Origin of the sequence: Sporomusa aerivorans, assembly GCF_041428895.1 — a bacterium.
Lineage (GTDB): Bacteria > Bacillota > Negativicutes > Sporomusales > Sporomusaceae > Sporomusa > Sporomusa aerivorans.
The window spans coordinates 481,114-493,840 of record NZ_CP156926.1; the positions used below are offsets into that span (position 1 = coordinate 481,114).

Annotated in this window: 17 protein-coding genes; 14 read left to right on the forward strand and 3 right to left on the reverse strand. The window is 49.3% G+C overall.

Annotated elements, in window-relative coordinates; all coding sequences use genetic code 11:
- Positions 1-99 precede the first annotated feature (99 nt).
- The 6 genes from SATMO3_RS02240 (at position 100) to rpsI (ending at position 4,444) form a co-directional block, all read left to right on the forward strand.
- Positions 100-930, forward strand: a complete 831-nt coding sequence (locus tag SATMO3_RS02240) for an energy-coupling factor transporter ATPase (protein WP_371376882.1) — start codon at positions 100-102, stop codon at positions 928-930.
- A complete protein-coding gene (locus SATMO3_RS02245; protein ID WP_371376885.1) occupies positions 921-1,790 on the forward strand; it encodes an energy-coupling factor transporter ATPase in 870 nt (289 codons plus the stop codon). Before SATMO3_RS02240 ends, SATMO3_RS02245 begins: the two co-directional genes overlap by 10 nt.
- Positions 1,780-2,589, forward strand: coding sequence for an energy-coupling factor transporter transmembrane protein EcfT (locus tag SATMO3_RS02250; RefSeq protein WP_371376888.1), 810 nt, complete (start codon positions 1,780-1,782; stop codon positions 2,587-2,589). Before SATMO3_RS02245 ends, SATMO3_RS02250 begins: the two co-directional genes overlap by 11 nt.
- Positions 2,586-3,323: a tRNA pseudouridine(38-40) synthase TruA gene (truA, locus tag SATMO3_RS02255; RefSeq protein ID WP_371376891.1), complete on the forward strand. Its 738-nt coding sequence runs from the start codon at positions 2,586-2,588 to the stop codon at positions 3,321-3,323. Before SATMO3_RS02250 ends, truA begins: the two co-directional genes overlap by 4 nt.
- Positions 3,324-3,590: 267 nt before the next feature.
- Positions 3,591-4,028 carry a 50S ribosomal protein L13 gene (gene rplM, locus SATMO3_RS02260; protein WP_371376893.1) on the forward strand — a complete coding sequence of 146 codons (438 nt, stop codon included), beginning with the start codon at positions 3,591-3,593 and terminating at the stop codon, positions 4,026-4,028.
- Between the two features lie 23 nt (positions 4,029-4,051).
- Positions 4,052-4,444: a 30S ribosomal protein S9 gene (gene rpsI, locus SATMO3_RS02265; RefSeq protein WP_371365884.1), complete on the forward strand. Its 393-nt coding sequence runs from the start codon at positions 4,052-4,054 to the stop codon at positions 4,442-4,444.
- Between the two features lie 153 nt (positions 4,445-4,597).
- Here rpsI and SATMO3_RS02270 read toward each other — a convergent pair whose 3' ends face one another.
- Complete coding sequence (locus SATMO3_RS02270; protein ID WP_371381656.1) at positions 4,598-5,452, reverse strand: CAP domain-containing protein; 855 nt, start codon at positions 5,450-5,452, stop codon at positions 4,598-4,600.
- A 250-nt stretch (positions 5,453-5,702) separates the two neighbouring features.
- On the opposite strand from SATMO3_RS02270, the gene SATMO3_RS02275 reads away from it, so the two are divergent.
- Together SATMO3_RS02275 and SATMO3_RS02280 are read left to right on the forward strand one after the other, a co-directional pair.
- Positions 5,703-5,897 carry a hypothetical protein gene (locus SATMO3_RS02275; RefSeq protein WP_371381657.1) on the forward strand — a complete coding sequence of 65 codons (195 nt, stop codon included), beginning with the start codon at positions 5,703-5,705 and terminating at the stop codon, positions 5,895-5,897.
- 9 nt (positions 5,898-5,906) lie between these two features.
- Positions 5,907-6,152: a spore coat protein gene (locus SATMO3_RS02280; RefSeq protein WP_371376896.1), complete on the forward strand. Its 246-nt coding sequence runs from the start codon at positions 5,907-5,909 to the stop codon at positions 6,150-6,152.
- A 251-nt stretch (positions 6,153-6,403) separates the two neighbouring features.
- Here SATMO3_RS02280 and SATMO3_RS02285 read toward each other — a convergent pair whose 3' ends face one another.
- On the reverse strand, positions 6,404-6,568 hold the full coding sequence (locus SATMO3_RS02285; protein WP_371376898.1) for a hypothetical protein: 165 nt from the start codon (positions 6,566-6,568) through the stop codon (positions 6,404-6,406).
- A gap of 264 nt (positions 6,569-6,832) precedes the next feature.
- Here SATMO3_RS02285 and SATMO3_RS02290 point away from each other — a divergent pair, with 264 nt between their 5' ends.
- Positions 6,833-7,432 carry a CBO0543 family protein gene (locus SATMO3_RS02290; RefSeq protein ID WP_371376901.1) on the forward strand — a complete coding sequence of 200 codons (600 nt, stop codon included), beginning with the start codon at positions 6,833-6,835 and terminating at the stop codon, positions 7,430-7,432.
- A 31-nt stretch (positions 7,433-7,463) separates the two neighbouring features.
- Here the strand turns inward: SATMO3_RS02290 and SATMO3_RS02295 are convergent, their stop codons facing one another.
- Positions 7,464-8,246 carry a transglycosylase domain-containing protein gene (locus tag SATMO3_RS02295; protein ID WP_371381658.1) on the reverse strand — a complete coding sequence of 261 codons (783 nt, stop codon included), beginning with the start codon at positions 8,244-8,246 and terminating at the stop codon, positions 7,464-7,466.
- A gap of 126 nt (positions 8,247-8,372) precedes the next feature.
- Between SATMO3_RS02295 and SATMO3_RS02300 the strand changes: the two genes are divergently transcribed.
- The 5 genes from SATMO3_RS02300 (at position 8,373) to argC (ending at position 12,714) form a co-directional block, all read left to right on the forward strand.
- Complete coding sequence (locus SATMO3_RS02300; protein ID WP_371376904.1) at positions 8,373-9,089, forward strand: N-acetylmuramoyl-L-alanine amidase; 717 nt, start codon at positions 8,373-8,375, stop codon at positions 9,087-9,089.
- A gap of 39 nt (positions 9,090-9,128) precedes the next feature.
- On the forward strand, positions 9,129-9,962 hold the full coding sequence (gene amrB, locus SATMO3_RS02305) for an AmmeMemoRadiSam system protein B (RefSeq protein WP_371376908.1): 834 nt from the start codon (positions 9,129-9,131) through the stop codon (positions 9,960-9,962).
- An 11-nt stretch (positions 9,963-9,973) separates the two neighbouring features.
- Positions 9,974-10,489, forward strand: a complete 516-nt coding sequence (gene amrA, locus SATMO3_RS02310) for an AmmeMemoRadiSam system protein A (protein ID WP_371376911.1) — start codon at positions 9,974-9,976, stop codon at positions 10,487-10,489.
- Positions 10,490-10,510: 21 nt separating this feature from the next.
- Entirely contained in the window at positions 10,511-11,524 is a 1,014-nt protein-coding gene (gene amrS, locus SATMO3_RS02315; protein ID WP_371376914.1) for an AmmeMemoRadiSam system radical SAM enzyme, read from the forward strand.
- Positions 11,525-11,673: 149 nt separating this feature from the next.
- A complete protein-coding gene (argC, locus tag SATMO3_RS02320) occupies positions 11,674-12,714 on the forward strand; it encodes an N-acetyl-gamma-glutamyl-phosphate reductase (protein WP_371376917.1) in 1,041 nt (346 codons plus the stop codon).
- Positions 12,715-12,727 lie beyond the last annotated feature (13 nt).

The following is a 12,727-nucleotide window of genomic DNA, read 5'->3' on the forward strand; positions in this document are numbered from 1 at the left end:
ACTTTCGACAGGAAAAGTATAGTATCGCGGCTTACGCTTTCGCCACCGGCTTGGCGCAAGCCGTGTTTTCTTTATTACAGGGGGGTGCAGTCAGCCTCAATGGGAGAACTAATTTACATTGAAAATTTGCGTCACACCTATCCCGGCCACGACGGTCAGGAAGTTGCTGCGCTTACCGATATTAACCTGACAGTGAAGCAAGGCGAATTTGTCGCTGTCATTGGCACCAATGGTTCGGGGAAATCGACCCTGGCCAAACATCTAAATGCCCTCATCCTGCCAACAGCCGGTAAATGCCTGATAGCAGGCATGGATACAACCGATCCGGCTAAAGTCTGGGATATTCGCCAGCAGGTTGGCATGGTGTTTCAGAATCCTGATAATCAAATTGTGGCAGCTGTCGTGGAGGAAGACGTAGCTTTTGGTCCGGAGAACTTAGGCGTGCCGCCGGTGGAGATTTCCCGCCGGGTAACAGAAGCACTGTCCTTGGTTAATATGGAAGACTACCGCCATCACGGCCCTCACCTTTTGTCCGGCGGACAAAAGCAGCGTGTAGCCATTGCGGGTGTGCTTGCTATGCGGCCAAAATGTCTTGTGCTGGACGAACCAACCGCCATGCTGGATCCCCGAGGTCGTCAGGAAGTTCTGGAAACCGTTTGCCGGTTGAACCAGGAAGGGATTACTGTCATCTATATTACTCACTTCATGGAAGAGGCTGTTGCCGCCCACCGGGTAGTCGTCATGGAGCAGGGTAAAATAGTCATGCAGGGAACGCCGGCCACCGTGTTCTGCCAGGTAGAAAAGCTAAAAGCCATGGGGCTCGACGTACCGGTATCCGCAGAAGTTGCCGATTGCCTGCGCAGACAAGGCTTTCCGCTTGCCGACGACATCATAAGTGATGAACAACTGGTGGTGGCGCTATGTCCATAATCTTTGATAACGTTACCTACACTTATATGCCCGGGACTCCCTACCAACGAACCGCCATCCAAAATATCAATGTTACCATCCGGAAAGGTGAATTTATCGGCATTATCGGTCACACCGGCTCCGGTAAATCAACCCTGGTGCAGCACATGAACGGCCTGATAGCGCCGACCTCCGGTCAGGTGACTATTGACGGGATTGATCTGAAATCTAAGGCTAAGGAAGCCCGGGATGCCAGACGGCGGGTCGGCATGGTTTTCCAGTACCCCGAGCATCAATTATTCGAAGAAACCATCTATCAGGATATTGCCTTTGGTCCCAAAAACCTGGGGTTGCCCGACGAAGAAACCGACAGCCGGGTACGACGGGCTATGGATTTTGTCGGCCTTGATTATGAGACCTTTAAAGATCGCTCGCCCTTTAACTTAAGCGGCGGGCAAATGCGCCGGGTGGCTATAGCCGGCGTCATTGCCCTGGAGCCTGACTACCTGGCGCTCGATGAACCGGCTGCCGGCCTTGATCCCCGGGGCCGGGACGAGATTTTCGGGCAGATCGTTAAACTTCATGAGAAAACAGGCATTACCGTCATCCTGGTATCTCACAACATGGAGGACGTAGCCCGTTTTGCCAGCCGGGTGCTGGTCATGAACGGCGGACAAATCAGCCTGGATGGGCAGCCCCTGGAAATTTTCAGCACCGGCCGCCAGGAACTTGAGGCCGCCGGCCTGGCTGTGCCGCCGCTCACAGCCCTGGTAGACAAACTCAAGGCCAAAGGTCTGCCGCTCAGTAACCGGCATCTGACCGCACACGATGTAGCCAGTGAGATCGCTGCTGCGATTAGGGGGCCAAAACATGCTGAATGATATCACACTAGGCCAGTACTTCCCTGGCAAATCACCAATTCATCTCTTAGACCCCCGCACTAAGATCTTAGCGGTTGTTGCCTACATCAGCACCATATTCCTGGCGGAAGATTATCTGGCGTACGGGATACTGATCGCCTTCGCCGCTTTGGCGGTCGGAGTGTCCCAGATCCCTTTCCGTATGGTTTTGAAGTCTATAAAGCCTTTATGGATTATCATAATCCTGACCTTGGCCATTCACGTTTTCAGCACACCGGGAAGTGTCATCTTTAGTCTGGGGCCGCTGACTGCAACTCAGGAAGGGGCGCGTACAGGCATTCTGATGTCTATTAGACTGGTGCTTTTAATTGCCGTATCTTCACTGCTGACTTTTACTACTTCACCCATAGCGCTGACTGACGGCATCGAGCGGCTGCTTAACCCCTTCCGCCGGCTGGGAGTACCGGCGCACGAGCTGGCTATGATGATGACCATTGCTCTTAGGTTCATCCCCACTTTGCTGGAGGAAGCAGACAGGATTATGAAAGCCCAGATGGCCAGAGGCGCCGATTTTAGCTCCGGGAATATGTTAAACCGGGCCAAAAGCATGGTTCCCTTGTTAGTGCCGCTTTTCATCAGTGCCTTTCGCCGGGCCGATGAGCTGGCCGTGGCTATGGAGGCCAGGTGCTACCGGGGCGGTGAAAACCGCACCCGGATGAAAGAACTCAGAATGGGTACCCGCGACGCCGTTGCCGCCGGAACGTTTATCATCTTAATTGCCGTGCTCACTCTCGTCAAAGTATACAAAATTACCTTATGAGAAACATTAAGCTTATACTGGCCTATGACGGATCCCATTATCATGGCTTCCAGCGCCAGGCCAATGCCATGACCGTTCAGCAGATTGTAGAAGAACGTCTGGCCAAAATCTTTGGCCAGACGCTAAAAATCAGCGGGGCAGCCCGTACCGATACCGGTGTCCATGCCTGCGGGCAGGTTATAAGCTTTTATACCGGAGGATCCATTCCTGTTGAACGCATTCCATTAGCGACCAGGGGGCTCTTGCCGCCGGATATTGTTGTTGTCGGGGCCAGTGAGGAACCTCACGAATTTCACGCCCGGATTTCCGCAAAAGGGAAGATCTACCGCTACCGGCTGTTAAACACGCGACTAGCCAATCCTTTTGAGCGAAACTATGCCTGGCATTTTGCTCATTCTTTGGATGTCCCGCTCATGCATAAGGCGGCCCAGGCCGTTGTCGGCACTCATGATTTTTCTGCATTCCGCGCTGCCGGCGGCGCACCGGTCAGTCCTGTACGCACAATTATGGCTGCAGGCTGCAGCCGGGTGGATAAGTCCATCATTGAATTTGAATTTTGGGGTACGGGTTTTCTGTACCATATGGTGCGCAATCTGGTTGGGACACTTGTTGAAGTAGGTCAGCACCGTCTGACACCGGCTGATTTCGCCGCCGTACTAGCCGGGGGAGACCGGCATGCCGCCGGTATAACCGCACCGCCGCAGGGACTGTATTTAATGGAAGTAAGATACTAGTCCAAAAAAAGTTTTCTCTGGCAAGGTATAACGCTTGACATCAATCAACTAATTTATTACAATAGCTTTATGAGATTTTTGCCATGTATTCCATTAGCCCCGGAATTCAAGGTTAACAAATCGTAACTTGTCCTGATAGAAAGTATAACTTTCGCCTGGATAAAGGCAACATCGCCTTCCGCTTTCGCCAAAGGCTCAGCGCAAGCCGTGTTTCCTTTATCTCGATATCTAAGATAGTCCTTTTAGCTTTCACGAGGAGGATAGACAATGAAATCTTTTATGGCAAACCCGGCCGACATCCAGCGTAAATGGTATGTCGTGGATGCCGAGGGTAAAACCCTGGGTAGACTGGCCGTTGAAGTCGCGAAAGTACTTCGTGGCAAAAATAAACCGACCTTTACTCCCCATGTTGATACCGGTGACCACGTAATTGTGGTTAACGCTGATAAAGTTGTATTGACCGGTAAAAAACTTGAACAAAAAACCTATTTCCGTCATTCCGGCTATCCGGGTGGCACCACCTTCACAACTGCAGGCAAAATGCTTGCTTCCAAGCCTGAGCGCGTGATTGAAATGGCAGTGAAAGGCATGCTGCCCAAGAACAGCCTTGGCCGTCAAATGTATCGTAAGCTCAACGTTTACGCTGGTCCTAACCATCCGCACGCCGCGCAACAGCCGGAAGTGCTGGAACTTAACATTAGGTAATACCGGAAAGGAGGAACATATATATGGCATTGGTTACTTACTACGGCACCGGCCGCAGAAAAACCTCGGTTGCCAGAGTTCGTCTGGTTCCGGGAGAAGGCAAAATTATCGTGAATCAGCGTCCGCTGGACGAATATTTTGGTTTAAAAACTCTTGAGCTCATCGTGACTCAACCGCTGAATATCACCGATACTGTCGGCAAATACGATGTTCTGGCGAAAGTTGAGGGAGGCGGCGTATCCGGTCAAGCCGGCGCAGTTCGCCACGGCATCGCCCGTGCTCTCTTAAAGGTTGACGGTGAATTCCGTCTGCCGCTCAAGAAAGCCGGTCTTTTAACCCGTGACCCGCGTGAAAAAGAGCGTCGTAAATACGGCCTCAAAAAAGCGCGTAAAGCTTCCCAGTTCTCCAAACGTTAAAACCTACAAACAAGACCCGTACAAACTCAGTGTTTGTACGGGTCTTTTATTATTTCAGTAGCGTATCAAGCAGACTTAGCTTCAGGTGGGATTTTAGCCCCAGCTGAAGCTAAGTCGTCGGATAAACGTTTGCCAGTGTTTATGGCAGCAGTTTTATTTGATAAAGTCCTGGACCACATACACATTGCCGGCGCTGTCATAGGCCACGCCGACGCCTACAGTAGTGTAAGTGGAACTTAGTATATTGGCGCGGTGCCCTGAGCTATTCATGAGGGAAGTTTCAGCAGCCTGAACGCTTGTGTTCTCGGCAATGTTTTCGCCTGCGGCGCTAAAGGAAATACCGGCCTGTGTTAAACGGTCGGACATAGTTTTTCCATCCGGATTGGTATGCGAGAAAAAGTTGCGGTCTACCATATCCTGCGCATGACTGCGTGCGACCGCAGTCAATGCGGAACTTACCTGCAAATCGGACAAACCGTTCGCGCGGCGGTCGGCGTTCAGTAACTGAACTGCCTGTTGTTCGGCGGCGGTAGCGTCGGCGGAGCTTGTAGTGCTTGTAGTGCCGGTGCTTCCGGTGCTTCCGGTGCTTCCTGCAGAACTGCCGCTATTTAAGTTGACGGTATTGTTATTTGGAGCTGAATTCTTTACTTTTTTAGAGGACACAATAGTCCACGCAGTATTATCTTTGTTTGCTTTGAGGGTAACATTATAAAGCGTGCTTCCATGACGGACGGAAACAATCGCTTGGGTAGCCGACTGGCTGACTAAGGAAAAGGAATCGGTTTTGACATTAAAGCCTAGTTTGTTGGCCGAAGCCTTAACTACTTCCAGCGGACCTTGTACTGCTTTGTTAATTGTGTTGTCCCGTCCGTTTTGAGTCGCTGCATTAACCGTTTTTTCGATACTATTTGCGACTGGCTGCGATTTAGCATAAACCGATGCAGGTGCTACCATCATATACAAGCCAAAGGTTGTGCCAAGCAATCCGAGAAATACATTACGGGTCACTTTTTTCAATTAGGTCGCCTCCTCTTTAAATATCGCAAGAATACGTAAATTTGCATTTCTTGCACCTGTTTACTATACGGCTTGTGTTTTAAATTATCTTTAAAAACTATAATGTAATATCTGGCATACAAAGTTTTAAAGAGAATCCCCGCAGTATAAAGACAGTTACTGCATTGAAATTTTTGCCCTGCATGATGGATAATTTGAAAATATACGCTCAATAATAACCCTAACGGCTATATTGAAAGGAGTGTCAGCTTTGGCGCAAATAACTCAAATGGAACTGCAGCATCTTCGGCATATGATCAGCGGGCATGAAACTGTTGCTAACAAACTCCAGGCTTATGCCCAGCAATGCACCGACCCTCAGCTCAAACAAATGTTTTCTCAGGACGCAACGGAAGCCAGAAACGCTAAGCAAAAGCTAATGTCATTTTTACAATAGGAGGAAACCATGAACGATAAAGATATGCTAAACGATTATCTGGCAATGATCAAAAGCAGTTTGGCTACCTATGCGAATGTAATCGCCGAAACAAGCGATTCTCAATTACGGTCGACCTTTCAGCAAATGAGAAATCAGGATGAGCAGCGGCAGTATCAGGTTGCGCAGATTGCTCAGCAGAAAGGTTACTATAAGCCTGCCGCCCCTGCAAATCCTAATGATATTCAGCAGGTTAAATCCGAATTGATGAGTTGATAAAGACAGCTTTTAATCAAAACCTAAGATAAAGCGAGGGGGTGGTTGATGCAATGCATCTGAAACCGTCCCCTCGCTTAGTTTAGGTCAAAACGCACCATGCTGTGTTTTGGCCTGCCTTTCCATAGCATAAACCAATTCTTCACCATATTAGGATAGGATATGGCTGCGGCGCCATTCTCTAAAGCGCTTTTTTCACTACAGATAAGTCAATTCCTACATAGAAGATTAGGACAGAGCCAGGAGGGCCGTTACTGTTTGGGCTGTGGCGGATGGATCTTATTCTCAATCAGGAGAAATATGCCGCCGAATAAGCACACCAACGATAAAAATATCAGGCCGTTATGCCCGGCAACAAACCAGCCTGTTGCAACTCCAATCGCGCTCATGATAACCCAGTATAAAATATCAGCCAATAGTATCCCCCCTTTGTCAGATATTGTTTCATGTAATAATTTACTATGGCTTACTTTACTATAGTCTATATAGTTTCTGCATCTCAGCTTCGTTTATGTAGTCTAAATCCGGCAGGACTATTGAACTGGCGGATTTAGACTATAGCAGGACAATTCCGGGTGTTTTGCTTATAATAGCAGTGAACACGCCGGTTAACCGAGTAGTAACCGATTTATGGTGCAGAATAAGTAATGTCGAGGCAGTCAGTCTGGAGGCATTTGCTTATGGGGTATAGTTTTGACGGCAGTAAAGAGATGTATATATCAATACTAAGTTTAGCCGGGGCGCTGGCCGGCAGTTACTATACTATGCGTGTGGACTGGAAACGGTATGGGCTGCTTTATCTAATAGCAGGTCTTATCGGCAATGCACTGTGTTACCTCTTTGTTGCTGTTGACTTCTATTCCTTTCCCTACATCTTCCTGCCGGTGATGAAAATCCCGTTAGTAGCTATTTTAACGGCATTCTCTTTTTATGTGGTCTTTGGCGTTAGATACAGTCCTGTAAGCTGGGTCCACAAAATAATGTTTTACGGAGTACTTATCAATACCGGTGTATTTATTGAAACCGTCTTACAAAACACAACCAGACTCATCCACTATGATTTCGAGTGGGATCTCTGGGATTCATACACAACCTGGTGGGCATTTTTTATACTGATGGAATGGCTGGGCGGAAAAATTATACCGCAGCACCTGAGGGCGCCTCTCAGTACAGAATCTTTTCGCTTTGACAACTGGTTCTGGTTTGTAATTCACCTGGTGGCTGTTTTTACAATATTCTTAGCCGGTCTGTATTTAGGCCTGCAAATAGAGCGTAAATAAAGCGAAACGCTGCCTGGCGGCAGCGTTTCATTTATTTGGCAAGTAAAATTGGTGTTAATTTGGCCTCCTGGGCTTGTGACGGGCCAATATAGCCGTTGCGGGACATTGCGCCAAGGACAATGGCCTGCCGCTCTTTGGCGGCGGCAAAATTGACATAGGGAGAAGTAAGCGAAGGTGCGTTAGGCAGTCCGGCCAGCATGGCGCATTCCGCCAGATTAAGGTGAAAGGGAGGTTTGCCGAAATAAATGGCTGAGGCCTGGCCAATACCATAAGCACCCGATCCGAAATAGATGGTGTTTAAGTACATCTCCAAAATTTCTTCTTTGGAATATTGCAGCTCAATTCCTATCGCCAGCACGAACTCTTCAACTTTGCGACCAAGCGTACGTTCCTGCGACAAAAAGAGGTTCTTAATTAACTGCTGCGTTATGGTACTGCCCCCTTCGGCATAGGCGCCTGTCTGCATATTTACCAAAACTGCCCGCAGAATACCTTCGACGTCAAAGCCGGTATGTTGATAAAAACGGCTGTCTTCAACGGCAATGATGGCTTGCTGCATGGCAAGCGGGATATCGGACAGACGCACATAACTCTTTTTATCGAGTTTGGCATCTACCGCGTTTTTAAGAAAAATCACCCGGTGTATGCGCACCCAGGCATTTTTAAAACCTGACACAGTTTCGGCTGTGTCAACCGGCAGTATATCCAGTTTCGGCACTGACGAGCGTAGGAACATACTGCCGCCGGCCCACAAAAAAGCCGCCGTAAATACAATTAATAATAAAGCCAGGACCCGGCCCTTGCGTACCTGCATATTAGCCAAACGTATCACCCCTAAAGGTTATAACATGATTATATATATTTTAGCATTTAAATGCCGACAAGAGAATACAGTGTAAGTAGCAATGACAGACCATTGAGAAAAGAGGTGGCGGGAAGGATGCGGATACTGGTAATAAAACGCCGCAGGCTGATTAGTGCGCTGGTATGCAGCATTGCGGTGGTGGTACTGAACCTGCTGACACTCAGATATCTCGTGCTGGATGAGCTGGAAACAGTTGATTTGTCAGTCCTGAATGGTAAAAAAATTGCCATTGATGCCGGTCACGGCGGTATAGATGATGGTGCAAAGTGGAATGGGGTTGAAGAAAAAAATATCAATCTGGCTATTGCCTTAAAACTGGCGGATATCCTGACGGCCAACGGCGCTACACCGGTACTTACACGCGAGGGAGATATTGACTATTATACCAGAGGCAAAGGCGGGAAACGCAACGATTTACTGAAACGGGCCGAAATAATTGAAAGCTCCGGGGTCAATGCCTTTGTCAGCATCCATTGCAACGCCATTAGAGGCGCTAAATGGACGGGCGCCCAGGTATTTTACCACCCTAAGCTGGAGGAAAACAGAAAATTGGCGGAAACCATGCAGCATGCCCTAAAAAACTTTCCCCAGGGTAATAAAAGGCAGGTCAAGCAGGATTCTGATATTCTTATATTGAAGTCTGTAAATGTGCCTGGCGTTCTTATTGAGGCCGGTTTTATCAGCAATCCGGACGAGGCCGCACACTTAAGTACCGATTCATATCAGCACAAACTGGCTGAATATATTGCCAAAGCTCTGGCGTATCATTTCAACCAGAATGTGGGAAGATAAGAAACGCAAGACGCACCACGCGATGAAGGGAGCGATTTGATGGACAATTTGGTTGGTTGTGCGCTAATGCCGCACCCGCCGCTTATGGTTCCGGAAGTGGGGAAAAACGAGCTTATCCAGATTCAAGCCACCGTTGACGCTGCGACCCGGGTAGCCGAACTGCTGAAAGAGGGCAACCCGCAGACAGTAGTGATTATCACCCCGCACGGACCTGTCTTTGAAGACGCCGTAACAGTCAGTATTCACCCGCGGCTTAGGGGCAATATGGCCCAGTTTGGGGCGCCGGATGCGACCCTTGGCTTTGAAACAGACAATTTATTAATTAAGCATATCATCCGCAACTGCCAGCGGTTGGGTATAAATCTGACAGAAATGACTGATGACACGGCAAAAAATTACCGTATTCCTTTAGAGCTGGATCATGGTGCTTTTGTACCGTTATACTATCTTGCCAAAGCAGGATTTAAGGGACAGATTGTACATTTGTCCATGGGAATGCTGGCCTATGAAGAAATGTATACCTTCGGTAAGGCCGTTCAATCGGCCATTAGCCATGTGGACAAGCGGGTGGCGGTAATTGCTTCCGGTGATTTATCACACCGCCTTACGCCTGATGCGCCGGCAGGCTTTAGTCCCAAAGGGGCTGAATTTGACCGCCAGCTGGTTGCCGCCCTGGAGAACGTAGATGTAAAGACCTTGCTGGCTATGGATAGAAACCTGATCGAAGAAGCCGGCGAATGCGGCTTACGACCTGTATTTTTTCTTCTGGGCATTATGGGGGGACTTGATGCCGAACTGGCTGTATCCTCCTATGAAGGGCCGTTTGGCGTAGGGTACGCGGTTATCGCCTTCAAAATCAAAGGTAAGAAATAGGAGGTTTTAGCATGTGTGCACAAAGCGCGCCGGTGGCGCTGGCCCGGGAAAGCCTTACCTATTATTTGAAGCAGGGGCAACTGATGGATAAACCGGCTGAACTGCCGGCCATTCTGGGCGGACAGGCCGGTGTATTTGTTTCTTTTAAAAAGGCCGGCCAGCTCAGGGGCTGTATAGGAACTTTTGCTCCTACAACAGCGACAATCGCCGACGAGATCATTCAGAATGCCGTCAGCGCCGGGACCGAAGATCCCCGGTTCTGGCCGATTGAACTGGATGAACTGGCTGAACTGGAAGTATCCGTAGATGTACTGGAAGCACCTGAACCAATTAACAGCATCACTGAACTGAACCCTAAAACATACGGGGTCATTGTGCGGAGCGGCCGCCGTTCCGGCTTATTGTTACCTGACCTTGAGGGTGTGGATACGGCCAATGAACAAGTAGCTATAGCTATGGAGAAGGCGGGTATCCGCCCGGATGAGGAAATTGATTTATACCGGTTTACCGTGATACGCTATAAGTAGAGTACTGAGGTGAACTTCAAAGTGCGTGAGGCGCTTTATTACCGACAGCAGGGGCCAACCGTTCGCTGCGGCCTGTGTCCGAAGCACTGCACAATTGCCGAGGGAAGGACAGGCTTCTGCCGGGTCAGGCAGAACACCGGCGGCAAACTGTATGTATTGAATTATGCGCAGGCGACCGGTCAGGCGCTTGATCCTGTCGAAAAGAAACCGCTATATCATTTTTATCCCGGCAGCACCATCCTTTCACTGGGCACCTGGGGCTGCAATTTTACCTGTCAGTTTTGCCAGAACTGGCATATTGCCCAAGAGCAGCCGGATACTGCCCTACTCGAACCTGAAAACGCGGCTGCCTTAGCCGGTCAGCTGGCAAACCGGGGCAATATCGGCATCGCGTATACGTATTCAGAACCCAGTGTTTGGTATGAGTATATTCTGGACACGGCCAAGCTGGTACGCGATAATGGCCAGAAAAATGTACTGGTGTCGAATGGCTTTATCAATGAAGCGCCCTTAGAGCAGCTGCTGCCGCTCATAGATGCCATGAACATTGACGTGAAAGCGTTTAATGACGATTTCTATCAAAAGGTATGCGCCGGTCGGCTTGCGCATGTTAAACGCACCGTGGAGCAGGCGGCCGCCCGGTGCCATGTGGAAATTACCACCTTACTGGTACCGGGGCTTAACGATTCGGAGTCCGAACTGGCCGGGCTTGCTGAATGGCTGGCAGGAATAAGTCCCGATATACCGCTTCATTTTTCGCGGTATTTTCCCAATTACAAAATGGATGCGCCGCCAACGCCGGTAAGTACGCTTCAACTGGCCAGCAAGACGGCCCGCCAGTACCTTAACTATGTATATATCGGCAACGTCGGCGGCGATGGCATGAATACCTACTGCCCGGAATGCGGTTATAAGGTCATTGACCGGGCCGGTGGTTACAGCCGCCTGACAGAGGAGCCTGATGAAACCGGCAATACCAAAAACTGCCCCCAATGCGGGCGCAGCATATATATTATCGGGTCAGTTAGATTTTAAAACAGAGGCGGGGCACCTATCTGTGCCTCTTTTTTCTTTTGCAGGCCTTATACCAATTTATCCCATCTAATATTTTGTATACCGGATACGAAAATACTTGCATTATTATTCATATATAACGTATAATTATTACGGAAGGAGCGAAGTCCATGAAAATAAGCATTGTAGGAGCTACCGGCTATACTGGCGCGGAATTGCTCCGGATACTGGCATCTCACCCGGCAGCCGAGGTTTTGTATATTACTTCCGAAAGCCAGCCGGGTACCGGCATTCATGAAATATATCCCCATCTGACACGCTTTTATACAAAGACGCTGGCAAGTTTGGCCGACTTAGAAAAGATCGCCCTGGAAAGCGAAGTTATCTTTATCGGTCTGCCGCATGGGCACGCTATGGAGGTAGGGCGTAAAGCCACCGCCATCAATCCCCAAGTGAAAATAATTGACCTTGGAGCGGATTATCGCTTCAAAAATCATGCCATATATGAACAATGGTACAAAGTAGAACACACGCACAAAGAGGCCCGGGCTGTATATGGACTTACCGAACTCTACCGCAGTCAGGTAAAAGACGCTGCCATCATCGGCAATCCCGGCTGCTATACAACAGCCAGCATATTAGCCCTGGCGCCGCTTGTCAAGTATAAGCTTGTCGACCTAAAATCACTGATTATTGATGCTAAATCCGGTGTATCCGGCGCTGGGCGGGGTCTGAGCCTTGGTTCGCATTTTACCGAAGTGTTTGAGAGCGTCAAGGCCTATAATGTGGCCGGGCATCGTCATACGCCTGAGATTGAGGCTGTTTTGGGCGAAATCGCCGGCCAGGAACTGGTCATCAACTTTACCCCGCATCTTATTCCCGTCGCCCGCGGTATCTTGAGTACCTGCTATGCCAATCTAAAAGACGGAGTAAGTCCGGAGGCTGTTGACGAGGCTTACCGCGCCGCATACAGCGGGGAATATTTTATCCGTCTGCTGGGACGGGGGGCATACCCTGTGACCAAGAACACCCGCGGTACCAACTTCTGTGATATAGGCTGGCATATTGACAACCGTACCGGCCGAATCATAGCCATCGCCGCAATTGACAATCTGGTCAAAGGCGCAGCCGGCCAGGCAGTGCAGAATATGAATGTTATTTTTAATTTAGATGAGAAGACGGGGCTTGACTACGCACCGTTATATCCATAAGCAACCCCAAAGC

Bases quoted from the DNA above. Each gene is read 5' to 3' on its own strand.
- SATMO3_RS02240 (WP_371376882.1), top strand. From the start codon at position 100: ATGGGAGAACTAATTTACATTGAAAATTTGCGTCACACCTATCCCGGC.
- SATMO3_RS02245 (WP_371376885.1), top strand. From the start codon at position 921: ATGTCCATAATCTTTGATAACGTTACCTACACTTATATGCCCGGGACT.
- SATMO3_RS02250 (WP_371376888.1), top strand. From the start codon at position 1,780: ATGCTGAATGATATCACACTAGGCCAGTACTTCCCTGGCAAATCACCA.
- truA (WP_371376891.1), top strand. From the start codon at position 2,586: ATGAGAAACATTAAGCTTATACTGGCCTATGACGGATCCCATTATCAT.
- rplM (WP_371376893.1), top strand. From the start codon at position 3,591: ATGAAATCTTTTATGGCAAACCCGGCCGACATCCAGCGTAAATGGTAT.
- rpsI (WP_371365884.1), top strand. From the start codon at position 4,052: ATGGCATTGGTTACTTACTACGGCACCGGCCGCAGAAAAACCTCGGTT.
- SATMO3_RS02280 (WP_371376896.1), top strand. From the start codon at position 5,907: ATGAACGATAAAGATATGCTAAACGATTATCTGGCAATGATCAAAAGC.
- SATMO3_RS02290 (WP_371376901.1), top strand. From the start codon at position 6,833: ATGGGGTATAGTTTTGACGGCAGTAAAGAGATGTATATATCAATACTA.
- SATMO3_RS02295 (WP_371381658.1), bottom strand. From the start codon at position 8,246: ATGCAGGTACGCAAGGGCCGGGTCCTGGCTTTATTATTAATTGTATTT.
- SATMO3_RS02300 (WP_371376904.1), top strand. From the start codon at position 8,373: ATGCGGATACTGGTAATAAAACGCCGCAGGCTGATTAGTGCGCTGGTA.
- amrB (WP_371376908.1), top strand. From the start codon at position 9,129: ATGGACAATTTGGTTGGTTGTGCGCTAATGCCGCACCCGCCGCTTATG.
- amrA (WP_371376911.1), top strand. From the start codon at position 9,974: ATGTGTGCACAAAGCGCGCCGGTGGCGCTGGCCCGGGAAAGCCTTACC.
- argC (WP_371376917.1), top strand. From the start codon at position 11,674: ATGAAAATAAGCATTGTAGGAGCTACCGGCTATACTGGCGCGGAATTG.